Source organism: Maritalea mobilis (assembly GCF_019800885.1).
Taxonomy (GTDB): Bacteria; Pseudomonadota; Alphaproteobacteria; order Rhodobacterales; family Rhodobacteraceae; genus Roseibacterium; species Roseibacterium beibuensis.
The window spans coordinates 1,448,808-1,473,563 of the sequence record NZ_JAHVKE010000001.1 but is presented as its reverse complement, the minus strand read 5'-3'; the positions used below and the strand labels follow the sequence as shown (position 1 = coordinate 1,473,563).

26 protein-coding genes and 1 other RNA gene are annotated in these 24,756 nt (G+C 65.4%); 5 read left to right on the top strand and 22 right to left on the bottom strand.

All coding sequences use genetic code 11. From position 1 onward, the window contains the following. The first annotated feature begins 17 nt into the window (after nt 1–17). A complete protein-coding gene (locus tag KUV65_RS07120; RefSeq protein WP_222188885.1) occupies nt 18–1,526 on the top strand; it encodes an NAD(P)(+) transhydrogenase (Re/Si-specific) subunit beta in 1,509 nt (502 codons plus the stop codon). A 103-nt stretch (nt 1,527–1,629) separates the two neighbouring features. Here the strand turns inward: KUV65_RS07120 and hemP are convergent, their stop codons facing one another. The 4 genes from hemP to KUV65_RS07100 all read right to left on the bottom strand — a co-directional run bounded on the left by hemP (nt 1,630) and on the right by KUV65_RS07100 (nt 4,210). Then, nucleotides 1,630–1,812, bottom strand: a complete 183-nt coding sequence (gene hemP / locus KUV65_RS07115) for a hemin uptake protein HemP (RefSeq protein ID WP_222188884.1) — start codon at nt 1,810–1,812, stop codon at nt 1,630–1,632. A 152-nt stretch (nt 1,813–1,964) separates the two neighbouring features. Further along, a complete protein-coding gene (locus KUV65_RS07110) occupies nt 1,965–2,474 on the bottom strand; it encodes a pyridoxamine 5'-phosphate oxidase family protein (RefSeq protein WP_222188882.1) in 510 nt (169 codons plus the stop codon). A gap of 45 nt (nt 2,475–2,519) precedes the next feature. Continuing rightward, a complete protein-coding gene (locus KUV65_RS07105) occupies nt 2,520–3,659 on the bottom strand; it encodes an acetoin utilization protein AcuC (RefSeq protein WP_222188879.1) in 1,140 nt (379 codons plus the stop codon). Beyond that, nucleotides 3,656–4,210, bottom strand: coding sequence for a glutathione peroxidase (locus KUV65_RS07100; RefSeq protein WP_222188877.1), 555 nt, complete (start codon nt 4,208–4,210; stop codon nt 3,656–3,658). The genes KUV65_RS07105 and KUV65_RS07100 overlap by 4 nt, the downstream gene beginning before the upstream one ends. A gap of 112 nt (nt 4,211–4,322) precedes the next feature. Between KUV65_RS07100 and KUV65_RS07095 the strand changes: the two genes are divergently transcribed. Together KUV65_RS07095 and KUV65_RS07090 are read left to right on the top strand one after the other, a co-directional pair. Continuing rightward, nucleotides 4,323–4,829, top strand: a complete 507-nt coding sequence (locus tag KUV65_RS07095) for an NUDIX hydrolase (protein ID WP_222188875.1) — start codon at nt 4,323–4,325, stop codon at nt 4,827–4,829. Between the two features lie 33 nt (nt 4,830–4,862). Next, nucleotides 4,863–5,333, top strand: a complete 471-nt coding sequence (locus tag KUV65_RS07090; RefSeq protein WP_222188873.1) for a DUF1178 family protein — start codon at nt 4,863–4,865, stop codon at nt 5,331–5,333. Nucleotides 5,334–5,376: 43 nt separating this feature from the next. Here the strand turns inward: KUV65_RS07090 and KUV65_RS07085 are convergent, their stop codons facing one another. The 14 genes from KUV65_RS07085 to gatC all read right to left on the bottom strand — a co-directional run bounded on the left by KUV65_RS07085 (nt 5,377) and on the right by gatC (nt 20,465). Then, a complete protein-coding gene (locus KUV65_RS07085) occupies nt 5,377–6,564 on the bottom strand; it encodes a glycosyltransferase family 2 protein (protein WP_222188871.1) in 1,188 nt (395 codons plus the stop codon). A 4-nt stretch (nt 6,565–6,568) separates the two neighbouring features. Beyond that, nucleotides 6,569–7,441, bottom strand: coding sequence for a glycosyltransferase family 2 protein (locus KUV65_RS07080; RefSeq protein WP_222188869.1), 873 nt, complete (start codon nt 7,439–7,441; stop codon nt 6,569–6,571). A gap of 15 nt (nt 7,442–7,456) precedes the next feature. Continuing rightward, nucleotides 7,457–8,320, bottom strand: a complete 864-nt coding sequence (locus KUV65_RS07075; protein ID WP_222188868.1) for a hypothetical protein — start codon at nt 8,318–8,320, stop codon at nt 7,457–7,459. A gap of 11 nt (nt 8,321–8,331) precedes the next feature. After that, the gene (locus tag KUV65_RS07070; protein WP_261331703.1) at nt 8,332–9,480 is read right to left on the bottom strand and encodes a glycosyltransferase family 61 protein; all 1,149 of its coding nucleotides are present in this window, start codon (nt 9,478–9,480) and stop codon (nt 8,332–8,334) included. Beyond that, entirely contained in the window at nt 9,480–10,289 is an 810-nt protein-coding gene (locus tag KUV65_RS07065; protein WP_222188866.1) for a hypothetical protein, read from the bottom strand. Before KUV65_RS07065 ends, KUV65_RS07070 begins: the two co-directional genes overlap by 1 nt. Before the next feature lie 275 nt (nt 10,290–10,564). After that, entirely contained in the window at nt 10,565–12,868 is a 2,304-nt protein-coding gene (locus KUV65_RS07060) for a sulfatase-like hydrolase/transferase (RefSeq protein ID WP_222188865.1), read from the bottom strand. After that, complete coding sequence (locus tag KUV65_RS07055; protein ID WP_222188863.1) at nt 12,865–13,659, bottom strand: hypothetical protein; 795 nt, start codon at nt 13,657–13,659, stop codon at nt 12,865–12,867. The genes KUV65_RS07060 and KUV65_RS07055 overlap by 4 nt, the downstream gene beginning before the upstream one ends. Beyond that, entirely contained in the window at nt 13,656–15,134 is a 1,479-nt protein-coding gene (locus tag KUV65_RS07050; protein ID WP_222188861.1) for a hypothetical protein, read from the bottom strand. Before KUV65_RS07050 ends, KUV65_RS07055 begins: the two co-directional genes overlap by 4 nt. Before the next feature lie 68 nt (nt 15,135–15,202). Continuing rightward, entirely contained in the window at nt 15,203–17,011 is a 1,809-nt protein-coding gene (locus KUV65_RS07045; RefSeq protein ID WP_222188860.1) for a glycosyltransferase family 2 protein, read from the bottom strand. A 99-nt stretch (nt 17,012–17,110) separates the two neighbouring features. Continuing rightward, nucleotides 17,111–17,474: RNase P RNA component class A (rnpB, locus tag KUV65_RS07040), an RNA gene on the bottom strand. Between the two features lie 33 nt (nt 17,475–17,507). Next, nucleotides 17,508–18,158, bottom strand: a complete 651-nt coding sequence (locus KUV65_RS07035) for an N-acetylmuramoyl-L-alanine amidase (RefSeq protein ID WP_222188858.1) — start codon at nt 18,156–18,158, stop codon at nt 17,508–17,510. A 6-nt stretch (nt 18,159–18,164) separates the two neighbouring features. Further along, nucleotides 18,165–18,653: a hypothetical protein gene (locus KUV65_RS07030; RefSeq protein ID WP_222188856.1), complete on the bottom strand. Its 489-nt coding sequence runs from the start codon at nt 18,651–18,653 to the stop codon at nt 18,165–18,167. Nucleotides 18,654–18,687: 34 nt separating this feature from the next. Further along, nucleotides 18,688–20,172, bottom strand: a complete 1,485-nt coding sequence (gatA, locus tag KUV65_RS07025; RefSeq protein ID WP_222188854.1) for an Asp-tRNA(Asn)/Glu-tRNA(Gln) amidotransferase subunit GatA — start codon at nt 20,170–20,172, stop codon at nt 18,688–18,690. Between the two features lie 5 nt (nt 20,173–20,177). After that, nucleotides 20,178–20,465, bottom strand: coding sequence for an Asp-tRNA(Asn)/Glu-tRNA(Gln) amidotransferase subunit GatC (gene gatC / locus KUV65_RS07020; RefSeq protein WP_222188852.1), 288 nt, complete (start codon nt 20,463–20,465; stop codon nt 20,178–20,180). Nucleotides 20,466–20,687: 222 nt separating this feature from the next. Here gatC and KUV65_RS07015 point away from each other — a divergent pair, with 222 nt between their 5' ends. Further along, complete coding sequence (locus tag KUV65_RS07015) at nt 20,688–20,927, top strand: hypothetical protein (RefSeq protein ID WP_222188850.1); 240 nt, start codon at nt 20,688–20,690, stop codon at nt 20,925–20,927. An 81-nt stretch (nt 20,928–21,008) separates the two neighbouring features. After that, nucleotides 21,009–21,701, top strand: a complete 693-nt coding sequence (locus tag KUV65_RS07010; protein ID WP_222188848.1) for a metal-dependent hydrolase — start codon at nt 21,009–21,011, stop codon at nt 21,699–21,701. A 57-nt stretch (nt 21,702–21,758) separates the two neighbouring features. Here the strand turns inward: KUV65_RS07010 and KUV65_RS07005 are convergent, their stop codons facing one another. From KUV65_RS07005 to KUV65_RS06990, 4 genes are all read right to left on the bottom strand, one after another. Next, entirely contained in the window at nt 21,759–22,265 is a 507-nt protein-coding gene (locus tag KUV65_RS07005; protein WP_222188846.1) for a GNAT family N-acetyltransferase, read from the bottom strand. Nucleotides 22,266–22,347: 82 nt separating this feature from the next. Beyond that, nucleotides 22,348–22,515: a 50S ribosomal protein L33 gene (gene rpmG, locus KUV65_RS07000; protein ID WP_005630270.1), complete on the bottom strand. Its 168-nt coding sequence runs from the start codon at nt 22,513–22,515 to the stop codon at nt 22,348–22,350. Between the two features lie 106 nt (nt 22,516–22,621). Then, nucleotides 22,622–23,893 carry a chromate efflux transporter gene (gene chrA, locus KUV65_RS06995; RefSeq protein ID WP_222188845.1) on the bottom strand — a complete coding sequence of 424 codons (1,272 nt, stop codon included), beginning with the start codon at nt 23,891–23,893 and terminating at the stop codon, nt 22,622–22,624. Nucleotides 23,894–24,006: 113 nt separating this feature from the next. Continuing rightward, on the bottom strand, nt 24,007–24,744 hold the full coding sequence (locus tag KUV65_RS06990) for a Bax inhibitor-1/YccA family protein (protein ID WP_222188842.1): 738 nt from the start codon (nt 24,742–24,744) through the stop codon (nt 24,007–24,009). Between the last annotated feature and the right edge of the window lie 12 nt (nt 24,745–24,756).

Below are 24,756 nucleotides of genomic sequence, written 5' to 3'. Positions count from 1 at the left end.
GGGCAGGGGTAGAACACATGGATTTCGGATTCACCATTGCGGCCTATGCGGTCGCGGGCGTGCTCTTCATCCTCTCGCTCGGGGGGCTGTCGGGACAGGAAAGCGCCAAGCGCGCGGTCTGGTACGGCATCGTCGGTATGGCGATTGCCGTTCTGGCCACGCTGATCGGCCCGGGGTCCGGGCTTTGGGTCCTGTCGATCATCCTGATCGCGGCGGGCGCGGCCGTCGGCTACCAGCTGGCCACGAAAGTGCAGATGACCCAGATGCCCGAGCTTGTGGCGATCATGCACTCGCTCGTCGGTCTGGCTGCTGTTTTCGTGGGCTTCAACGCCCATATCGAGATCGGCCGCGTGGCCGAGATTTTCGCGACCAACGGCTTGCCCTTCCCGCAACCCGAGGGGCCGTTGAGCGACGAGGCCTATGCCCTTCTGGGGACGCTGTCGAACTTTGCCGAGCTGATCGGCAAGAAGACCGCGGTCGAGATCGGCATCCTGCGCGTCGAACTGGCGCTCGGCATCTGGATCGGGGCCGTGACCTTCACCGGGTCGGTCGTGGCCTATGGCAAGCTGTCGGGCAATTCGTCGAAGCTGCCCTTCAAGATCGACACGGGCGCCAAGCAACTGCCCGGCGGTCACCTGCTGAATGCTGCCGCGGCTGCGGCCTCGGTGATCCTGCTGGTCATGTATCTTGGCGGGGCTGGCGGTTGGACGCTGGTTCTGCTGGCAGCGCTGGCGCTGTTCATCGGCTACCACCTGATCATGGGCATCGGCGGCGCCGACATGCCCGTCGTCGTCTCGATGCTGAACAGCTACTCGGGCTGGGCGGCGGCGGCCATCGGCTTCTCGCTCGGCAATGACCTGCTGATCGTCGTGGGCGCGCTTGTGGGCTCCTCCGGTGCGATCCTCAGCTACATCATGTGCAAGGCCATGAACCGGTCCTTCATCAGCGTGATCCTGGGGGGCTTCGGCGGCGCCTCGGGCGAGCAGCAGGCCATCGAGGGCGAGCAGATCGCCATCGACGCCGATGGTGTCGCGCAGGCGCTCAACGAGGCCGACAGCGTCATCATCGTGCCGGGTTACGGCATGGCGGTGGCTCAGGCCCAGCAATCGGTTAGCGAACTGACGCGCAAGATGCGCGCCGCGGGCAAGGAGGTGCGCTTTGCGATCCACCCCGTCGCGGGCCGTCTGCCCGGGCACATGAACGTGCTCCTGGCAGAAGCGAAAGTGCCTTACGACATCGTGCTGGAAATGGACGAGATCAACGAGGACTTCCCGGACACGGATGTCGTCATCGTCATCGGCTCGAACGATATCGTGAACCCGGCCGCGCAGGACGATCCCAACAGCCCCATCGCCGGCATGCCGGTGCTGGAGGTGTGGAAGGCCAAGCAGGTCTTCGTCTCCAAGCGGGGGCAGGGCACGGGCTATTCCGGCATCGAGAACCCGCTGTTCTTCAAGGACAACACCCGGATGTTTTACGGCGACGCAAAGGCCTCGATCGACAGCCTTCTGCCCAAGGTGGGGTAAGGCGACTAGCCAGATCAGAAAAAGGAAAAGCCCCGGCACTGCCGGGGCTTTTTCGTAGTGTCGCTGCTACCAGGTTGCCAGGCCGCGCAGGCGACCAGTCGGCTCACTTCGTCAGGATCAGCTTGCCTGCCCGCGTGATGCGCAGCGTGTAGGTCTTGTCGTCCAGAACGATCTGCGCGGTCGCATCGCCGCCGGTCAACCGGCGCGCGTCGTAGGTGGGCAGCTCCTGCGTCGGGCTGACATCGGCACGCAAGGCATCTTCAAGGAATTTCGGTTGATAGGTCATGATCAGGTCTCCCGTTCGCGGCGGATGACCTAATTCCTGAGTGAATCACTAATCTTTGTCAATCCTGAGTTTTGCACTCGGGTATAGGGCGTGCCAGAGCGCCAGGAAAAGGCCCGCCGATGACGGCGGGCCTGATTGGGAGAATAAGGCGATCACGCGGTGTGGCGAAATTCCAGCACGCCGTGGTCTCCGACCTCCGGGTCGTGGTCACCAGCCGCCCCGCGCACCATCTCGAGACCGAAGCGCAGGGCGCCCGCTTCGACGGTCCAGACAGCCGCCTCGTCCAAGGGCATGCACAGCAGCGCGACATTGGGGTCGTCGATGCCGCCATCGAACCACATGGCGGCCATGGGGCTCCACACCTCTTCCAGCTTTTCGCGGTCGTTGGTCTGGGTGATCAGGCCGGAGATACAGGCGTACAGGCTGCGGTCTCCGGCGGTCACGGTGAAATGCGCGGTTCGGGGGGCGCCCTTGATCTGGCGAACAAGGTCGGTGTCCTGGCCTGAGATGAACCAGAGCACCTGTCTATCGGGGTCGAAGAAATGGGTCATCGGTTGCATGTGGTCGCGTGTCCCCTCAAGGCCCAGCATGCCGGTGCGTTCATCGCCAAGCGTGTCGAACAGCGCGCGGCGCAGTTTTTCAGTCGGGGTGTGGTCGGTCATTGCGATACCTCCAATCTTGCTTGGGGGATCAACCGACGTGACGCCCTAGGGTTCCGGCATCTCGCCCCGCGCGGCGGGCTGCTCACGCAGATGTGCAAGCCGCTGAGCGACCTCGGGCCGGACAGGTCCGGGGCGGGGCGTGTCGCGGATCGTGGTGAACCAATGCGCCGGCGGGGTGCGCCCGGCACGGGCCCTGTCCCAATGCAAGGCGCGCAAGACCGCCTCGCCCACGGGCGGCAGGCGGTCGGGGATGTCATGGCCGTTGAGGGTGGCCCAAATGCCGGTCCACAAGCGCCCGACGGACCACGGGTTGTAGCCGCCGCCACCGAGAACCAGCAGGCGCGGACAGCCAAGCGCCATGATCCCGAGCAGGATGTCGAAATGGGCGTTGTTGGACAATGCGAGACGGGACAGCGGGTCTTCCTCTACCGCGTCGGCGCCGCATTGCAGGACGATGGCGTCCGGTGCAAACCCGGCGAGTGCGGGCAGGATGAGCCGCTCGCGGATCTCGGCCATCTCGCTGTCGTTCAGGCCGCGTGGCAGGGGCAGGTTCAGGCAGTTGCCGCCGCCATCCTCGTCCAGGGCGCCGGTGAAAGGCCAGCGGCGTTCCTCATGCGTTGAGATCAGTAGCGTCTCCGGGTCGCCTGCAAAGCCATGTTCGACCCCGTCGCAATGATGGGCATCAATGTCGATATAGGCCACGCGCCGCGCGCCCGCCCGCTTCAGCGACAGGATCGCAAGGACCGGGTCGTTGAGATAGCAAAAGCCATTGGCCCGGTCTGGAAAGGCATGATGGGTGCCGCCCCCGGGATGGTAGATGACGCCACCATCCGCCAACAACTCGCCCGCCAAGAGGGACGCACCGGCCCCCGTCGCGGGGCGGCGATACATCTCGGGGAAGACCGGGTTCGACACGGTGCCGAGCCCGTGGCGGTCGCGGGTGGCATCGTCGACCTGTTGCGCCACCTCCGCGCGGCTCAGGGCGTCGAGATACTCGGGCGTGTGCCAGAGCGTCAGCGCGGCAGGCTTGGCCCGGGGCGAAGTGCGATACTGCGCAGTTGGCAGCCACCCCATGGCCCGGGACAGGTCCATCACGGTGGGCACGCGCGGAATGCGCAGCGGATGCCAGCGCCCGTAGCTGGAACCGCGATAGACCTCGGACCCGAAGAAGATGGGGGTCGTCACGCCGACAGCAATGCCTCGATGCGATTGCGCATGCGACGGCCGGTCGGTGACACGCGGGCGCCGAAATGCTCGACCACGCGCCCATCCGGCGCGATCAGCACCTTGTTGAAGTTCCAGCCCGGCCGGATGCCGTATTCGGATGCCAACCACGCGTAGAACGGGTGCGGATCGGGCCCGCGAACGCGGGTGATCGTGGTCATCGGCAGGGTCAGGTTGAAGTTCAACTCGCAGAACTCGGCCACCTGTTCGTCGCTGTCATATTCCTGCGCGAAGTCGTCGGAGGGAACGGCCAGCACGACGAGGCCGCGAGGACTGTAGGCCTCGTGCAACGCCTGCAACGCGTCATATTGCGGTGTGTATGCACACATCGAGGCCGTGTTGACGACAAGGATCGGGCGCCCCGCCCAATCTGCAAAGTCGTATTGGCCGCCGTCGATGGACTCGAAGCGGAATGGCGGCATCGCCTGCGCTTGGCCAAGGTCGGGCAACAGCGTAGCAGCAGACAGGGTGCTCAGCCCAAGCACGACGGTGCGGCGGGTCAATTCGGTCATCTGGTCGCTCCTTTTCCCTGTGAACTATCGCGGGGCGAAGAGCGGTCAAGGCGGGCCAGCCGCATGCACAGACCATTGAAAAACCGCAATTCCCGTGCCATATCCGCGCGTCATGGCCCGTACTCCGACCTCTCAAGCGCCTTTGCGCATCGCTGGCGTCTCGAAACGCGAGACACGCACTCAATTCGCGGCGCTGTGCTACCGCGTGTCGAAGGCGCCCAAGGGCAAGAAGGGCAAAGAAGCCGCCCCCGCGGTCGAAATCCTGCTCGTTTCCTCGCGCGATACAGGCCGCTGGATCATCCCCAAAGGATGGCCGATGGACGGGATGACGCCTGCCGCCGCGGCGGCGCAGGAAGCCTGGGAAGAAGCCGGGGTGCGAGGGCGGGCGCATGGGCAGTGTGTCGGGCTCTACGCCTATGACAAATGGCTGGATGAAGAACTGTCGCTGCCCTGCATCGTCGCCGTCTTCCCGGTCGAGGTGAAGAAACTCGACAAGGACTTCCCGGAGTCGGATGAACGCAAGCGCAAATGGTTTTCGCCCAAAAAGGCGGCGCAGAAGGTCGACGAACCGGAGTTGAAAGTGATCCTCGAAAGCTTCGATCCCGCCCGCCTCTATTGAACGACAGGCCTGGCCCCTTAGGTATGCGAGAGCATGATCCGATACGCGTTGAAATGTGCCGAAGGGCACGAATTTGACAGCTGGTTCCAGTCGGCCGAGGCCTTCGACGCCCTGTCGCGGCGTCGGCTGGTGGCGTGCGCGGTCTGTGGTGGCGCGGATGTGAAAAAGGCGTTGATGGCGCCGGGCGTGGCTGCGCGGGATGCTGCGCCGGAGAAAAGCGCGACACCTGCATCGGACGCGCCAATGCCTACCGCTGCGCCCGGCCCCTTGAGTGCACCCGCCCATCCGGCGGAACAGGTGCTGCGCGCGATCCGCAAACACTTGTCCGAAAATTCCCGCTACGTGGGCAAGAAATTCGCCGAGGAAGCCCGCGCGATGCATCTGGGGGAAAAGGATCAGGGTGCGATCCATGGTGAGGCGACGCCGGAAGAGGCGCGCTCCCTGATCGAAGACGGGATCGAGATCGCCCCCCTTCCGATCCTGCCACCCGACAAGACGAACTGAGCGGAAAAATCTTCGCCAAGATTTTTCGGCCCGTGGGCGCGCGTCAGTCGATGATCCCGCGGACGCGCAACTCGGCGAAGTCCCGGGCATCGCGCTGCGCTTCGAGCTTGGCCACGGACTGTGCGACGATGCACGCGATCTCGGCCTCCGGGACGCCTTTGCTCTTTAACTCCGCGACCATCTGTTTCCCACGGGGCGCGAGCGGCTGCGTGAACAGCATCGTGTCGAGGCGATCGAAGGGAATGTCCGAGGCGCGGGCAAGGGCAGCCATCCTGTCGGCGTGATCGGGTTGGGTGCGCAGGCGGTCGATCTGTGCCGCATGCCAAGCCAAGCAGCGCGCGTGAAGGTCGGACAGCACCGGGTCCCTCAGGTAATCGCCGATCCGGTCACGAAGCTCGGGGAGATGGCGCGCGAGGCCGGTCTGTTCGGTCTCGTTCCGGTCGAAGATACCGAAATAGGTTGCGTCGTATTTGTCGGGCTTGGCGTTCACGTTGCCCCGCAGCTGTCTCAGCAGGTAGGCCTCGCGGCTTTTCACGGCGAAATGCGGCAACTCGACCAGGTTGTAGCCCAAGGTCGCGGCCGAGGATCGCCACATGCCATCCATGAATTGTCGTGTCATCGGCTGGCCAGAGCCATTGACCCAGGCCATGGACAGCAGGCGTTCCTTGCGCGCGGGGTCCTTGCCCGCCCCCTTCACAGTCGGGCGATGGATGCCGAGCTTGAGGTCGGGAAAGGGCCGGAAGAGCGTTTTCACGCCCCAGCCCTTGCGAAACGCGTCCGGGGCGCCCCGCGTATAGGCCTCGGTCACAAGGCCGGGGTTCCAGTCGGTCAGCCCGTTTGATCCCATCATGCGCCATGTCACGACGATGCCTTGGGTGTTTTCGGGCACGGCCGCCAGAAGGTCGGATACCCGGCCTGCGCCGGGCTTGATGTTCAGGAACTCGTCCGCATCGAGCGTGATGAGCCAGTCGGTCTCGACCGTCTCGGGCAGGGTCTGCGCATGGTTGAGCGCGGTCGGCTGCGGCTTGCCGCCCGGGGCAACGGGGTTTCGGCGGTGGAGGATGCCTTCGTCCATCCGGGCAAGCCGGTCCAGCATGGCATCGGTCCCGTCGCGGCAGGCATTCGTGTAGACGATGATCCGCTCGATCCCGATCAGTTTCTGGAAGGCGACCCATTCCAGCAAGGCAGGCGCCTCGTCTCGCATCATGGTCAGGGCCGTGACGCGGGTCATGGCGCTAGATCCCCCGCGCGGGTGGCCCGGCACGGAGCAGCCCGCCCTCGGCTTCAAGCCGCGCCGCCATGTCGGAATCCAGCCGGTAGAACTTGTCATAAAGGGCGCGGTAGGCGGCCTCGGCATCCGCACCGTCGCCTGCGTCGCGCAGGGTCTCCTTCACCGGAGATGTGAAGCCCCAGGACCCGGTGCGCCACTCCATCTTCGCCCGCCAGTTCTCATAAGTCGGGGCGCCGTAATGCACGAGATGGCCGCCATCCCTTGGCCCGAGGGTCAGTTCTTCCAGCCGGTCCCCCGCGCTGTCGAACCCCCAATGCATCTTGAAGCTGGCGCCGGGAATGCCCGCGCGATGAAAGCTCTTGCCTTCCGGGTGGCCGACCAGCCCGAACCGGCCGCGGAACAGGTCGGCATCCGCGCCGTAGAGGCGGTTCACGGCCTCGCGCGGGATTGGCAGGCGCAACCCCTCCGTCCCGTCATCGAGAAACACCTGTTCGGCCGTCGCAACGCGGACCGAGGGGATGTCGGCGGGAAATGTCCGGATCGCCTCGGCCAGGGTCATGCCCGGAAACCACATCAACTCGTCCGCGTCGAGGATCAGCACCCAGCCCTCGCTCACCTCGTGATAGCCGGCGGTCAGGGCCGCGTTCTGGCGTCGGGTAAAGCGCTTGTCGGGGCTGAGGCCCAGGGTTTTCCAGAATCCGGGCGTGCAGGGGCGCATGTCGATCCGCGGCTCGTCGGCGAAGGCGGTCAGCGCATCGTCCTCGGGATCGTCGAGAAAAAGGATGATGCGATCCGCGCCCTGACCGAGATGCCAGTCGAGGAACCGGTGCAGGATGGGAAGTGGTTCCTTGGCGATGGTGATGACGGTCAGGGTCATGGGATCTTGCGCCGCTCAGACAAGGCCGAAGAACCGATCGGGCACCGTGGTGGGCAGGCCCTGTTCGGTCGCGCGCGGGTCCGTGGCGGGGCGGGGGCGCTTTGCCACGGAGCCATCGGGTTCGACGGGAAACTGGGCACGGCCGATCTCGCAGGCCTCGGCGAAATCGATCGGGTCGGCCAAGCCGTCATCGGCGATCGCGTCAAGCCGCCCCGTCTGGTGGTCGACAAAGGACTTGTGCTGTTGCAGCCCGCCGCGTGCGGCCAACCGTTCCTCTGCCACGGTCTTGTCGGCCAGCGCCATGTGAAACAGGAAGAAATGGTTCGAGATCACCGTGGGGCGGTTGAGCAGCCGGTGTGCGCCGCCCGCCCAGTTGTTCCAGCGGGTAATGACGAAGGGCTTGGTGTAACGGTCGGCGACGAAGCCGTGCCGGCGCTGGCCGAGGATCGGTGCGGCGCGGTCGATGGGGGTAGCCTCGGTATCGGCCTCGACCATGTCGACGCCAAGGGCGAAGATGTAGCCCTCTTCCGTCAGTTCCTTGAACGCGTCCTCCCAGCCCAGCCCGCTATCGGGGTCGATCACCACATATTCGTCCACGTCGCCACGGATGACATGCTCGTACCGCTTGCGCAGGGTGTTGGCGCGGCCCGACATTTCCTTGGCCATGAAGCGATCGTTCCTGATGCGGCGGCGGGGCGCGTCGAGCAGCACCTCGGTCTGGATGCCGGTCAGGTCCACATCCGGTTCCCAATCGTCCCCGTCAATCACGACATGGAGGTTTTCGCGTCCGAACAGGCCGCCGTAGTAGGCTATCCACTTTTCGAGGAAATACCCCTCGTGGCGCACATGGGTCAGGGCGCAGGCGAAGTCCTTGGCCAAGGGCTGTCTCCTCAGGTCTCGAAGAATCCGAGCGGTTCGTCCAGCCGCGCGGCGATCGCGTCAGTGGCCGCTGTGATGGTGGCCGTGTCGGGGGTGGTCCAGCCTGACGCGGACGCAATAAACCCGGCCTCTTCGAGGGCTTGCCCAACCGCCGGAAAGTCCAGAAGCGCATGTGTTTCGCGCTTGATGATCCGGCGGCCGGTGGGGTGGAAGAAGCCTGTCACGGCCTCGATCCGCAGCGGGTCGATCTGGGCGAAATGCCGGAACTGGCGAACATAGTCCTCGATGTTGTTGGAGGGACCGCGATTGAGGATGGCGACCTTCGCACCGGTCGGAACCAGCATGGCCGCCAGGTGCAGCGAGGACGCATCCAGCGACACGATCCGCCGTGCGCCCTTGTAGGTCGCGATCTGCGCCTCGAGCGGGTAGTTCTGCGGGTGGAAGACGGTGTATCCCGCGTCTTCCATCAGGGCCTCGATCCGGCTCTCGAGCACGACTGACCCGCGCTTGGCCGGAAGTTCGGAGCGGGAAATGTAGATATCCTCCGCGGCGTTTGGCGCGATATCCTGCCCGAGATTGGCCCGCATCCAGTCGCGGTACTCGGGCCGGCCCGCGGCCATCTCGGCAATGCCGAAGCCGGGGTCCGGCACGGCCAGCTTCTCGACGCGAACCGGGCTTTGCGGTGCGCGCAACTGAAGGTGCGACAGCCCAAGCGCATCAAAGAACGGCTCCAAATGCTTGTATTGGCGGCGTTCGTGGGTGAACTGGTTCTTCGGGTGGAAAATGATCCCATCCACGCCACCGAGCGCTTCCAGGGCCTCCAGCGCCCAAAGTCGGCTGGTGGTCTCCACGAGGAAATGGCCGAAATGGCCATAGAACAGCCCCCCGAACAGCCATTGGCCGGGCAGCTGCTCGGGCGTGTCCGCGTCTTCCGGCAATTCCGGTTCAATCGTGATCGAGCCGGCCATGTAGCGATAACAGTGGCCTTGGGGGAGAAGACGGCCCTGATTGTCGAAAAGACCGGCCGCGCGCCTCGCGCCGGGGGCCGCGTTGGCCCCCCAGGGCACGACAAGCGTGTCCGTGTGCCAGTGCGGCGTCCAGTCGATCCGGCGGCTCGGGTCGAAATCGAGCGCCGCCTCAGCTGTCGCGGCGGCCTCCATCACTCAAGCGCGTCCTCTGGCGTGATCCCGACCTCCTGGCACATGCGCCAGGCGTAGGAGTTCTCGAGCGGCGGGTGCTTGCGCCACCATGGCTTGGTCCCATTGGTGTAGAGATGGACCGACACCGTGTTGTCGGTGAACCAGCCTTCCACGCGGCCATGGGGGTCGTAGAAAATGTCGTTGAGCTGGAACGGAACCGGGTAGAGCGCGTCCGGCGTCATCGCACGGTCATAATCGCCGGTCTGCTGGGCGAAATACGTGAACGCCTGGGGGCCGAAAGCCGTGCGCTCGGTCTTGTAGATCTTGACCGCGTGCGGGAGGTCATCCTTCTGGCGGGTGATCTTCTTGCGCTGGTTCTTGTTCCACCAGGGCGGGACGTCGGGCAGGTTCTCGTAGTAATCGAGCAGCAGGTCCATCAGGTCGCACTGCTGCGGAAGGCCGACGACGCCGCAATTCAGCGCCCCGCGCATGCCGTGGCCCGCGAAGATCCATTCCCACTCATCGGGGAAGGGTTTGTGGCAGAAGGCGTCGCAATCAATCCAGATCGCGCCGGTCTTCTGGATCATCTTGTATCGAAAGACGTTCGACAAGAAGCTGGCCGAGGTCTGCTCCACGATATCCATCGGGATATCCATGATCTCGGTCGCGGGGCGGATTTCGACGCCTTCGGGGGCGTTGGTGACCGTGTCCGTGCAGTAGAGCGTGACCGGATGCCCATGGCGCAGATGCGATTTCAGACAGAGCTGGTTGAGATACTGCAAACGGTCGCCAATCCAGAGAGAGGCGACAGGACGACGGTTGAGTTCCACGAAGGATCCCCTTGTTGCTGCTCGTTACGGGGCGGCTTGGGCCGCGCTTGGTCGTTGGCGGTCAATCTCCCCGATTTGCCTGGCGAAGGCAAAGCCTTTGCACGGCGTTTTCGTGGCCTGTTGCAGAAATGAGAGCGGCCGCACCACAGGTTTGACCGGGGCGCGCCGGACGGGGCATCGAACCCCGCCCGGCGCGCGCGGCTGTGCCGCGGGCGAGGGGGCTGTCTGCCCCCTCGCGCTCCCCCGAGAGTTTTCGGCCAAGATGAAAAGGAGGGTCAGGTGTCTGGCTGGATGATCTGGGCCGCGATGTCGGCCCCCTCGGGCACGCCGTGAAGATCCAGGATCGTGAGGCCCGTGCGCAGGCGGACCTGCTGCGGACCCGGTGTCGTAAGTTTGGGGGGCGTTGGCCAGGCGGACAGGTCGTAGCGTTGGTCCGGCGTCCACCCGTCGATGATCGTGACGCCACCCGGTGCAATGTGGAAGGTCTTCGCACCGGGTTCGGCCTCGATCCGGGTCATGCCGGCCCCCACATGCACGACATGATCGCCCGCGCCGAGATGGAGCTGGTTGCGGCCGGGGCCGGTGTCGATGGTCGACGCCCCTTCGCCATCGTGGATCAGGTCGTTGCCATGGCCGCCATAGATATGGTTGCGCCCCGAATTGCCGTGGATCACGTCATCGCCCGTGCCGCCATCCAGCGTGTCGCGGCCCGGCCCACCGTGGAGCGTGTCATTGCCGGCCTCGCCATAGAAGGCATGGCGGCGGTTGGCTTGCTTGGCCTTGGCGATCATCAGGTCATTGCCGCCGCCGCCGTAGAAGGTCGCGGCCCCGTGTTTCGGTCCGATCATGATGTCGTCGCCGTCCGAGCCTTTGAGGTCGATCTCGACGCGTTCCGAGGTTTCGAACTCGATCGGGCTGTCGGGGTGGGCGACGATCTTGAGGCGCTTGCCTTCCTTGCCATCCGCCTCGTTGCGGGAAACGACGGTGGCGATGCGGATCTTTTCGACATTGGCGGGGCAGTGCAGCACGTAGTCATCGGGTCCGGCCATGTACCACAGCGTATCGGTGCCGCCGTCTTTCTCTTCGCGGATCTTCTCGGCATCTGACCCATAGGCCCAGTAATCGTTGTCGCCGCGCCCACCGGCTAGAATGACCGAGCCATCGACGGCCATCATTGCGTTCACGCCATCGGCAGGGTTCTCATAGCCGCGCAGGTCGAGCCCGAGCGCCAGCGCGCCCTTGACCAGTTCGGCGCGCAGAAACTCCATCGGGGCGGTCTCGACGAGGTTCTCGGTCTCGCCCGGGTCCGTCTCGATGTCGTAGACGTGCTCTTCGCCGTTCGGGTAACGGAAGTAGCGCAGGTGGCGATACCCCTCGACCGAGGGGCGGACGGACAGCGTGCCGAAGACCGAGGTGACAGGCGATTTCGTGTCGTCATACTCCCCGAAGCCTTCGCCGATCAGCGGCAGCAGCGATTGGCCCGAGGTCCAGTCGGGACGCGGCGGTAGACCGGCCAGTTGCATGATCGTCTTGGGGATGTTGTGCAGGCTGACCGGCAAGGCGATCTCGGCCCCGCGCTCCATCGACGGGTGCCAGATGCCAAGCGGGATATGCGCGGCGCTGTCCCATTGGCTCATCTTGTGGAAACTGTCGTGGTTGCCGAGGTTGAAGCCATTATCGCTGAGGAAGATGACGGTCGTGTTCTGCCCCAGAGGGGAGGCTTCCAGCGCATCGAGGAAGCGCCCGATCTCGTGATCGACATGGGAAATCGCGGCGAAATAGGCGCGCACGACTTGCCGCCAGGCCTCGTCCCCGGCTTTTTCGGGGGTCCAGGCGCCGTTCGCGATATAGGCGGCCTCGTAGACGGCGAAACCGGGTTGGGGGCCGAAGTAATCCTCGGCATGCGCGATGTCGGGCCAGCGGATCGCGGCGGGATCGTATTGCGCGTAGAAGCGGTCGGGCGTGATCAGGTTGTAATGCGGGTGCTTGAAGCCAAGCTGGATCAGGTTGCGCCGCGTCGGGTCGGCACGGTCGAGGAAGTCGATGGCGTTCTGGGCGACCCAGTAGTCGTAGAACCGGTCATCCTGGCTGCCGTCATCGTCGGGATGGTTCACGCCTTTGATGCCCGGCCCACGGTCGAGATAGGCGTGCACGCCGCGGCGCTTGCCCTTGTCCTCGGCGGCCGGTTCCTCGTGGAAAAGGATACGGCGATACTCCTCGGGCATGGGTTGGTAATTGCTGTCCACCTTGCCCGTGGTGAAGGTGTAGAACCCGGCGCGCCGCAGATCGTATTGCCAAGCGCGTTCGGGGCGCATCACGTCGCGCCAGAACCGGTTGAGATCGACCAGACCCGTGCGGAAGGGGGACAGACCCGTCGCGATCTCAGCCCGGCAGGGGGCGCAGAGTGGCACCGTGGCATACGCGTTCGAAAAGCGGGCGGCCTTTGCCATGAACCGGTCGAGATTTGGCGTCTCGATGCGGATGCCGAAACTGTCGCGCCAGGTGTAGACGTCGATCATGTCGTCGACCCAGATCAGGCAGATATGGCTATCGGCGATGGCGTCCGGGGAAAAGCTCATGCCGCGTCCTCCGACCAGAGACGGTAGCGATGCAAGGCGGTCAGAAGCGCGCGGTCCTCGTCCGTGTCCGAATGGAGCAACGCGCGCCCCGGCCAGAGCCATGCATCGAGGATAAGTGCCCCGCCGAGCGTTTTCACAAGCCGGGGCCGCTGGTTGCGGCAGCCGAGAAACAGGCTGGCTGGGCCCGTGAGGATTGGGGTCGGTGACCGTGCCTCGACCCTGTCCGCGCCGAGAAGCTGCAGCGCCATGCGCCCGGCATGGAGCGAGACGATGGCCATCCGCGGCGCATCGGACGTGGGCAGCGGCAGGCTGGTTTCGACCGTGTTGGCGTCGTCCTTGGCCGTGAGGGTCGAGGCGTCGGCGCTGAGAAACAGGTAGTTGCCCCCGCCTTCCTCGGCGGCGTGGACGGCGGTGTTCAGCGTGAAAAGCGTGCGCGCATCGTCCCCCTCGGCGACATACCAGCGGATCGCGATGGTGGCAGTCGCCGCGTCGCCGGGAATGGCGCGGTCCGCGAAAAGGCCGGATTGCGCACCGTGGCGGCATTGCAAGCCGGTCAGGTCTCCAGCGAAGCCGAGCGTGCCGTTACCCTCGTTCGGCTTGGTGGGTCGCATGGTGATCTCGCCCGACCGGGGATGCCAATGGGTCACCGCGCCAGTCTTGTCGGTGGCCATGTCGGCCTCGGCCCCGTGCCACCAAAGCGTGCGCGTATCGGCGAAGGCGGGTGCCAGGACGCCGGCGGTATCGTCGCAGAGCGCCCCGGGCGGCAGGGGGGTGTCGAGGAAAAGGCTCATGCGCGGCCCCGCTGGATCGGCAAATGCGCAGGCAGGGCCCATCGGTAGAGGCGCGTGTCGGTCCGGCTGTCGAGCCACCACGTATCGCGCAAAGCCCCGGTGTTGCGGCAGCCATGCGCCTCTGCCCCGCAGGCATACGCGAGGCGCAGGTCGGGGCCCTCGGGCGCACGGTCGCAATGGACGAGGACCGCCTGCGGATCATCCGGCGCGATCTCGACCTTCATGATCTGCGCATCGCTGGTGTCGCCGGTCAGCTGGAAGCCCGCCGCATCACCAGCCCCAAGCAGGTCGTCGGGGTCGATGACCAACTCGCCCGCGCCTTGTGCGATGACCCGGATCACCTCGGGTGCGCCCGCCTCACGCTCGGCGAGGAACAGGGTGGGGCAGCGCCAGTCGGGGCCAGCGGCAATGGCGGCGGCGGTCATTTCGGCCATCTGGACGCGGGCGTCCTCGGTCGGGCGGTCGAAGGCGTCGAGGGCGAACATGTAGGCGGGGGCGGAATGGATCAGCTTGTGATCGCCGTGGTTCCAACTCAGTTCCCATTGCCCATCGAGCGCTGCGGCGGGCGCGACATCGGGCAACCCGGACTCGAAGCGCGCAACGAACAGGGGCTTGTCGTAGCCCAGTTGCCAAAGGCCGGTCTCCAGACGATCCATCAGCGCCAGCATCCCGTCGCGAAAGGCGGTGGCGTCGGGCGAGGTATCCTCCAGCGCGTAATCGAGGCACACCGCCAGAAGGCGCGGCTTGCGGCCCATGGTCAGGGCGGCGTCGCGCAGGTTTTCGGCCGCGATCAGAAGGTTCTCGGCGGCTTGTCCCTTGGCGAGATCTTTGGCGGTGGCTGACCCGTCGGTCTCCACGCGGGTGACGAACAGGGGCAGCGGCTCGTATTTCTCAAGCTGCCAGTAGAGCATCGTTTCGGCGACGAGTGCCTCATGCGTGACCTCGCGCAGGTGTTCCAGCCGGTCGGTTTTCTGCGCGGTCTCGATGCCAGCATGCCCGACCGCGCCGATATCGTCCGCGGGCGCCACGATATGCGGCGGAAAGGCCGGGGGGCGCAGAGTGGCAAGGGCCGCGCGTGGGCCACCCAGCCCGAGAAAGCCGAGGACCGCACCGGGACTGTCGGCGAGGATATCGCCGCCGGAAACGGGTTTGCGGAAACCGCGTACGCCTTGTTCGCCCGGCATCCGGGCGGAAAAGCGCAGCCACGGCCCCTCTTGCCGGATATCCCACGCGTCGACGCCCGCCAGCGCGGCCTCGGCATCCACCTCTGTAGCGGCATCCGCTTGATCGGGTTGGGCCGCGCCGGGTGAAACGGGCCGGTGCCCGAGGCGCAGCGCGATATCTTCGATGACCTTGTCGGACAGGCGCAGGATCAGGCCGGACGGATCGTATCGGATCACGTCGCCATTGGGAGCATGGACCACGACACCATGGCTGGGGGGCTGCAACTCGTCATTCGTAGGGGTATCGCTCACCGGCCTCTCCCGTCGTGTTATGGCGCGACACTAGACCCGCCCCGTTTTGCCGCCAAGCCCCCGGCCTGTCACGGTCGGCGGTCGAATTGCAGGCTGCCGGACCCGGCGCGATCCGCGTCCTCGACGAACCCCGCGCGTTCGAGCACCGGCGTGTATTCCGCGCGGAAGGCTTCGGCCTGCTCGTCCGAGACGAAGGGGATGAGGATGCGCCTGACCGTCTTCAGGTCGAGATTGCCCAGCAGGTCGGGTGGCACGTCGGCAGGCCGCGCGATGCGCAGGGCGTCGGGGCGGAAATCATTCAGGTAGGCGGCAAGGCCCCCGGCCTCGGACGCGCCGTCGTTCGGTAGGCGCAGCGGGCCGTCCGATAGCTTCAGGCGTGACGTGTCCTCGATCCCGTTGCGTGCGGCGATCCGCTTGGCCATCTCGATCAATGGCGCGCGGCTGTCCTGACCCATGTAGACCAAGCCCTGGCTGATCGAGATCACGCGCATGGGAATGAAGCCCACCCCGGTGCCGATTTCCAGCACGCGTGCGCACCCGTCCAGATAGCCCGCGATGTTGCGCGCGTGGCGGCGCTCGAACCGGCCGATCAGGATCGCGCTGAGCGTTTCAGGCGCAAAGATGCGGGGGTCGGCGGGCAGTTCGATGTCATGGTTGGCGACCCATTCCACGGCGATGTCGCCCGAGATGTCGATCGTGCCTTCCATGTACGGGTCGCCATCGGGCGCGGCCCAACCCGCCACGGTTTCGTTTCGGCGTTCTTCCTTGGGTTGGTTGGCCGCCTTCTTCTCGACCCGGCTCATCAGCGCGGCGATCTTGGCGGGGTCGCGGGCCTGGGGCGGCTTGGCCTCGACCTGCGTGATCGGCACCTTGCCCGCCTCGATCAGGCTATCGCGCAACTGCTGGTAGGCCTCGGTCTGGCGGTAATCGTCGAGGCGCTTCTCCACCCGCTCCAGCGCGGCATGGTGCAACTCGTTCAGGACGGGGTCTTTCAGCAATTCCGCGACGATCTCGGCCCGGCGTGCGGCGTGACGCAGGATGGCGGTATCCTCGACCTCGTTGCGGTCCTGAAGCGACCAGTAATCGGCGTTGTACTTGTCTTTCTTGTTGTTCACGTTGCCGCGGAACTTGCGCACGGCGTAGCTGTCGACCGACTTCACGGCGTAGTGGTTCATCTGCGCCCAGTCATAGCCGATCGTGCGCCGGATCGAGCGCCAGCCGCGGAACTTGAAATAGTCCTCCATCGGCTGGCCTGACCCGTTGAGCCATTTCACGCTGTCGGGAAACTCCGTCTCCAGCCACTTGTTCTTGATCGAGGGCCGATGGATGCCGAGCTTCCAGTACTGGTGGTCGAACTTGAAGAGCGTCTTGACCCCCCAGCCCTTGTTCCAGAGCGGCGGCGCGGCGCGGGTATATTGCTCGGTCACCGGCGCGCGCGACCAGTCGACCACGCCGCCCGAGCCGAAGATGCGCCACGTTATCACGATCCCGTTCGCCCCAAGGGCCACGGCATCGTCCAACATCCCTTCCAGCGTGCCGGAGGGGTGGTTGATCGCCAGGAACTCGTCGGCATCGAAGACCAGCACCCAGTCGGCGTCCCGCACCAGCGGTTCGGCCTGCGCATGGTTCAGCGCGGAGGGCTGCGGTTTCTGCCCCTCGGGAATATTGTTGGGACGGTGATAGCCGAGCCCCAGTTCCTCAAGCCGTTGCAGCATTTCGACCGTGCCGTCGGAACAGTCATTCGTGTAGACGAGGATATCGGTGAAGCCGACAGCAAGGTGATGGGCGAACCATTCCAGCAGGAAGGGCGCCTCGTCCTTCATCATCGACACCGCCATCACGGTGCCATGCTTGGAGGTGGGTTTCAGGTGCTGCACGATTTGAGCTGCCCCTCGGCGGGCTATTTTGCTTTGCGCACGGCATATCACGGGCCAAGGGGGCGAATCCACCGGCATGCCGGATCAAAAGTAGGAAATACGCGCGGAGGGCCTGTAAGCCGGATTCTGTCCAAGGGGTTGCCCCCTCTGGATGGCCATTCCTCTAGGCGCACCGTTGCCGGTGTGCTCTAGCTGCCAACCCGGATCGCGGGGGTGAAGCGCCCCGTGATGCGATCCCTATTCGGCATTGCTCCCGGTGGGGCTTGCCGTGCCGCCCTTGTTGCCAAGCGCGCGGTGGGCTCTTACCCCACCGTTTCACCTTTTCCCCGGCGGACCGGGGTAGTTTCATTTCTGTGGCGCTTTCCGTCGGATTGCTCCGCCCGGGCATTACCCGGCACCGTTGCTTCAGGGAGTCCGGACTTTCCTCGCGGTGTTGCCACCCCGCGGCCATCCGGCCCTCCGCGCTTGGGTCATCTATGGGCGCGGGCGGTCGCGGTCAACGTCCATATCGGGCGGCAAGCTCGGCCGCGATGGCGCAATCGGCGGCATCGAGCGGTCCGCTGACCGAGGGCCGAAAGCGCAGGCGCAGCGCGCGGAGCAGCAGATCGTCCGAGACATCCGGGTAGCCGAAGGCCAGCGCATCGGCGCGAAAGCGGTCGGAATCGACGGTGCCGAGCGGGGCCGGATCGGGCCAGATGGCAAGCCCTTGCCGGGCAAGGCGCTGCCAGTCGAAGCGTGGGCCCGGGTCGGATTTCCGCTCGGGCGCCATGTCGGAATGGGCGATGACGCCTGCGGGCGGGATGCTCCAGCGCTCCAGGATGCCGCGAAGCAGGCCCTCAAGCGCATCCATCAAGGGGGCGGCGAACGGCGAACCCCCGTCATTGTCCAACTCGATCCCGATAGAGCGGGAATTGACGTCGCCCGCGCCGCGCCAGTTGCCTGCGCCCGCGTGCCAGGCGCGCGCCTCTTCATCGACCAGTTGAATGACCTCGCCCGTCCGCGACACGAGGTAATGCGCAGACACCTCGCGCGCGGGGTCGCACAGGGCCTTTTCCGCCGCGGTGCACTCCGTCATCGCGGTGTAATGCAGCACGACCAGCTCGGGACGCAGCCCGTCACGCCTTGGCCCGTGATTGGGAGAGCGCACGTCGCCTCAGCCGTTCGTCGGGCGCCAGCCGCAGACGAACCCGTCGCCATCGGGGTCGAGGTTGTCGGGGTCGATGCTCGGCCCGCCATTGGCGATGAACCAGTTCTGCGCGGCACCGGCGGTGGCAAACTGGGCACAACCCGGCGCGCTGTCATCCGGCGGCGTGCTGCTGCCCGGCAGGGCGGGCAGGCCGCGACCGGCCGGGGCTGCGACACCGGCAGGGGCTGGGGCCGCGGGTGTGTCCGGCGTGGCCGGGGGCGTGCCACCCGTTTCCGCCTCCGCCTCGGCAATCGCGGCGGCGGCCGTGGCGGCGATATCATCCGTCGGGGCCGGAGCGGTGGGCGGGACCGATGCGGGCGTGCCTTGCAATTGCGCGCGGCGCGCCTCGAACGCGGCCTGAGCACGAGCCTCGGTGGTTTCGGGCATGTCGTTGGGAACGCTCACGCAGGCAGACAGGGCCACCAGCGCAGCCACGATTACACTTTGTTTTATCATTGCTCGGCCTCGTCGGAGGAACGTTGAGCCGAATTTACCACCATTTCCCGGGCTTCGCCACAAAGCCCGCGGCGTTCTCCAGCGCGTAGGCCGTGTTGAGCAGATCACCCTCTTCCCAAGGACGCCCGATCAACTGGAGGCCAAGCGGAAGGCCCTTGGCATCGAGCCCGGCGGGCACCGAGATGCCGGGCAGACCGGCAAGGTTCACCGTCACGGTAAAGACGTCGTTGAGATACATCTGAACCGGATCGTCGAAGCTTTGCCCCAGCTCGAATGCCGCGGACGGGGTGGCGGGCGTCAGGATCGCATCGACACCTTCGGCAAAGACCATGTCGAAATCGCGCTTGATTAGCGCGCGGACCTTACGGGCGCGGTTGTAATAGGCGTCGTAGAACCCGGCGGACAGCACGTAGGTCCCGACCATCACGCGGCGCTTCACCTCGGCGCCGAAGCCCTCGGCCCGGGTCTTCTCGTACATCTCGGTGATGCCGTCGCCCTGGTCGAGCTTGGCGCGATAGCCAAAGCGTACGCCATCATACCGCGCCAGGTTGGACGAGGCTTCGGCGGGGGCGATCACGTAATAGGCGGGCAGGGCGTATTTCGTGTGTGGCAGGCTGATCTGGCGCAGCTCGGCCCCGGCGTCCTGCAGCATCTCGGCGCCCTTTTCCCAAAGCGCCTCGATCTCGGCGGGCATGCCGTCCATCCGGTATTCGGTCGGAATGCCGATCACCTTGCCGCGGATATCGCCAGTCAGCATCGCCTCGAAATCGGGCACGGCCCGGTCGGCGCTGGTCGAGTCCTTGGGGTCATGGCCCATCATCGCCTGGCCCATGATGGCGGCGTCGCGCACCGTCTTGGTCATCGGCCCCGCCTGATCGAGCGACGAGGCAAAGGCCACGATGCCCCAGCGCGAGCAGCGGCCATAGGTCGGCTTCAGGCCGACGATCCCGGTAAAGGCGGCGGGCTGACGGATGGAGCCGCCGGTGTCCGTGCCCGTCGCGGCAAGGCAGAGGTCGGCGGCAACCGCGCTGGCCGAGCCACCGGACGAGCCACCGGGCGTCAGCGCTTCGGCCGACCCTTCGGCGCGCCACGGGTTCACGGCGTTTCCGTACACGCTGGTCTCGTTGGAACTGCCCATGGCGAATTCGTCCATGTTCAGCTTGCCCAGCATGACCGCGCCCGCGTCCTTCAACTGGCCCGACACGGTGGATTCATATTTCGGCTTGAACCCTTCAAGGATTTTCGAGGCGGCCTGGCTGTCCACGCCCTCGGTGCAGAACAGGTCCTTGATGCCGACGGGGATGCCGCACATGGCGGGCGCATCGCCGGCCTTGATCCGCTCATCGGCAGCCTTCGCGCGGTCCATCGCGATCTCGGGCGTCTTGTGGACGAAAGCGCCGAGCGCATCGGCCCCCTCGATGGCCGTCAGGCAAGCCTCGGTCAGCTCGACGCTGGTCGTATCGCCTTTGCGCAGCGCGTCACGGGCCTCGGCAATGGTCAGTTTTGTCAAGTCGGACATGGCGATCACTCCACCACCTTGGGCACGGCGAAAAAGCCTTCGCGCGCGTCGGGCGCGTTTGCCAGCACCTTTTCGGGCTGGTTGCCGTCAGTCACCACATCCTCGCGGCGCTTGAGGCGCATCGGCTCGACGCTGGTCATCGGCTCTACATCATCCACGTTCAGCTCGTTCAGCTGCTCGATGAAGCCGAGGATCGCATTGAACTCCTGTGCCAGCGCGGGCAGGTCCTCTTCCTCGACCTTGATGCGGGCGAGTTTCGCCACCTTGGCGGCGGTTGCGGTGTCGATGGACATCGGGCGGTCTCCGTCACTCGGACAGGCCCCGGCGGGGCCTTTCGCGTCACGGCGGGTTTAGCGAGGCCTCCGGGGCGCTGCAAGCACCAGTCGGCTCCGGTGGTGGTGCAACGAATTGGGCGCGAATTCCTTCAGCTTGCCTCATTCCGGACAGGTTTTCAGGCCAACCATCGGTCGAACGCGGAAAAAAAGCGGAAATCGGCATTCAAGGGGGACACTCCCATGGAACGTTTTGTAAAGAATTTCCTGTGTATCGTGTTTCCCGGTATGATCGGGTCTTTCACCTCCTGTATCCTGATCATCCCGCCTCTGATGATGCGGGGATTGGATTTTCCCAGCACGCTGGCCGTCGCCGTGATCCTGGCGGGCGCGTGGTCGGCGCTTTTTGCAATCGCGCTGCGCAACCGCGTCCTCGACCAGGACGCCGCCGCCCAGCGGGTCGACGCCTTTCCGGCCGAATAAGGCGGTCCGGGGCTTTACCTGCCTGCGCGCGCGCGACACTCTCCCCCTAGGCGCATTCAATCCAACGTTCAGGGGGTAACCATGAAATACACTTGGCTCGGACATGCCAGCATCCGCCTGGAGATCGGCGATCAGGTTCTCTTGATCGATCCTTGGGAAACCGGCAATCCGATGTGGCCCGCCGACAAGCGCGCCGCCATGCTGGCGGGTGCTACAGCCATCCTGATCACCCATGGCCATGGCGACCACACCACCGATGCCGTTGCGCTGTCAAAGGAGCTTGGGGTGCCGGTCTACGGCATCTACGAATTGATGAGCCATTGGGGCGAGACCGAGGGCATCGAGGTCACCGGGTTCAACAAGGGCGGTACGGTGATGATCGGCGACGTCGCCGTGACCATGGTGAACGCGACGCATTCCTCTTCCATCGCGACGCCGAACGGCCCGATGTATACCGGGGGTGAGGCCGGCTACATGATCCGTGGCGAGGGACGGACAGTCTACGTCTCGGGCGATACGGACGTGATGGCAGACATGAAGGTGCTTCAGGATCTGCACGCGCCCGAAATCGGCATTCTCTGCGCCGGCGGGCATTTCACCATGGATATGGAGCGTGCGGCCTATGCCGCCTCGAAACTCTTCGATCTGAAGACGGTGATCCCCGTCCATTACAAGACCTTCCCGCTTCTGGCGCAGGACGCCGAGGCGCTGGTCGCGGCCCTGCCGGGCCGCAACGTCGTGGCGCCCGAAGTGGGCGAAACGGTCGAGCTATAGGCGCGCGTTTTCCTCGAGGAAAACGGCCCGGAAATCTCGAGATTTCCGGGTCACCGCTCAGAGAACGCGCGCCATTTCCACGGCCGGAAAAGTGATGCCGGGTTCCAGCGTGATGTCGATCTCGGCCCGGTCCTCGAACCCCATGATGCGGTAGAACGGCACCGCCGTGCGCGTCGATTGGCACAAAAGCCACGTGATCCCCTGTGATCGGGCCTTGTCGAAACAATGTTCCAGAATGGCGCTGCCAAGGCCCCGCCGGGTCGCATCCGGGTGGGTGACGACATGGCGGATATGGCCCACGTCGCGCGGTCCGACGCCCCCTTGCGGGCCGGTATGGGTCCAGCCGCCTGCGGCCAGCGCACGGCCCGCCGAATCTTCGGCGACATAGTAGCTGCCGGAGCGCACCAACTCGGGCCGGGCGCGCGCGATGACGGGCAGGGAGGTTTCCAGAACCTCCGCCTCGTAATCGGGCCCAAGCAGGACCGGGTAGCTTTCGGACAAGAGCGTATCGATGGCCGCCATGTCGGCGGCGGTGGTGGGCCGTATCGTGATCTCGGACAGCATGGCTGTGACTTTCGTGACCTGAAAAACAAAAAGGCCGCGCAGTGTGTGCGCGGCCCGGTCTGTCGGAATATGGAGGTCGATCTTACTTGATCTTGCCTTCCTTGTACTCGACGTGCTTGCGCGCGACGGGATCGTACTTTCGTACGGTCATCTTCTCGGTCATGGTGCGCGCGTTTTTCTTGGTCACGTAGAAGTGGCCGGTCCCCGCCGTGGAGTTCAGGCGGATCTTGATGGTGGTCGGCTTCGCCATGGTGGGCTCCTCGGGTTAAGCGGGGCGGGACGCAAAAGAGCGTCCGCAAATCTGTGGAGTGCGCCTTTTACCTTGGGCGGGGCAGGAGTCAACCGCGAAAACGCGCCTAGATTACTCCGCTGGCAAAGCGCCACCCCAGGCCCGCCAGCGCCATCAGGGGCAGGGCGAGGATCAGGTCGAGTTTGCGCCACAGGATCAGCAACGCGGCCAACCCCGTCAGGACCACCGCATCCGGCTGCCAGGTCGCCGCCTCGGGCAGCCAAAGGGTCGCGGGGCCGACGACCACCCGCCTGACCTCGCCAAAGACGACATGCAGCGCGAACCAGAGCGAGAGGTTCGCGATGACACCCACGACGGCCGCCGTGATGGCCGACAGCGCGCCGGTCAGGCGGGGTTGCGTGGCGATCCATTCGACGTAAGGCGCGCCCGCGAAGATCCAGAGGAAACACGGCGCAAAGGTCACCCAAAGCGTGACAAGCGCCGCCGCGACGCCAAGCGCGATGCCCCCCTCATAGGCCCCTGCCAGGAACCCCACGAACTCGGTCACCAGGATCAGGGGGCCGGGCGTGGTCTCGGCCAGCCCCAGCGCGTCCATCATCTGTGCCGTGGTCAACCAGCCATGGGTCTGGACCACCTCCTGCACCATCCAGGCAAGGACGGCATAGGCCCCGCCAAAGGTCACGACGGCGAGCTTGGCGAAGAACAGGCCGATCTCGGCCAGCGTCCCGCCCGGGGCGATCAGCCAGAGTGCGCCAAGCGGCACCAGCCAGATTGCGCCCCACAGAAGGACGGTGCGCAGGGTGCGCGCCATCGGCACGGCATGGGGTGGCGACGTGCCGCCGCTTCTGGCGGTCATCGCGCCGATCAGCCCCGCGCCGAGGACGATCAGCGGAAAGGGCAGGGCGAAGACGAACAGGCCCAGAAAGGCGGTGATGGCCAGCGCCCATGCGCGCGTTCCACTCAGCGCTTTCTTGGAAACGCGCCACAACGCTTGTGCAACGATGACGATGACGGCGGCCTTGATGCCCAGAAACAGCGCCTCGGCCAAGGGGATGTCGCCATAGGTGGCATAAAGCGCGGCCAGCCCGAGGATCACCAGCGCGCCCGGCACCACGAAGAAAAGCCCCGCGATCAAGCCGCCGAGCGTGCCGTGCAGACGCCAGCCGGCGTAGGTGGCCAGTTGCATCGCTTCGGGTCCGGGCAAGAGCATGCAGAAGCTCAGCGCGTTCAGGTATTGCGTCTCGGTCAGCCAGGGGCGGTCTTCGACCAGCTCGCGATGCATCAGCGCAATCTGCGCCGCCGGCCCGCCAAAGCTGAGCAGGCCGATCCGTCCGAACACGCGGGTGATCTCGGACAGGGTGGGGGCGGGCGGTTCCATTGCCGTGATCTATCCCCGCGCCCGGCGAAAGCCACATGAAACTTCCATGACAGCGCAACGAAAAAGGCCGGGCGCTTGGCCCGGCCTTTCGGTTCGTTTGGTGGTCGCCGCCCTTATTCGCGGTTGCCCATGAACTGGAGCAGGAACATGAACAGGTTGATGAAGTCGAGGTAGAGACGCAGCGCGCCCATGATCGCCGACTTGTCCAGCCACTCCTGATCGCCGTACTGGGCGTGGTCGATGTATTCCTGCTTGATCGACTGGGTGTCGTAGGCCGTCAGGCCTGCGAAGATCAGAACACCGATCACCGAGATCGCGAAGGCCACTGCCGAGGAGGCGAGGAAGATGTTCACGATCGAGGCGACGATCAGGCCGATCAGACCCATGAGCAGGAAGGTGCCCCATCCCGACAGGTCCTTCTTGGTCGTGTACCCCCAAAGGCTGAGGCCCGCGAAGGCGATCGCGGTCACAAGGAAGGTCTGGGCGATCGAGACACCGGTGAAGACGGCGAAGATCCAGCTGATCGACAGGCCCATCACCGCGCCGAAGGCGTAGAAGAACAGCTGCGCGGCTGCCGCCGACAGCTTGTTGATGACGGCGCCGAAGGCGAACACCATGATCAGCGGCGCGAACATCACAACCCAGCCCAGGATGTTGGGCGAAAGCGTGACCGGATCGCGCAGGATGGCCATCAGGGCGGGGTTCGAGCCGAATGCCCAAGCCACGCCGGCGGTGACCAGCATGCCCACCGACATGGTGGCATAGACCTTGTTCATATGGGCGCGCAGGCCCTCGTCGATCTGGGCAGGCAAGGCCCCTGCGCGGGCGCGTGCCGTATGATAGTCAGCCATGCAGTCCTCCTA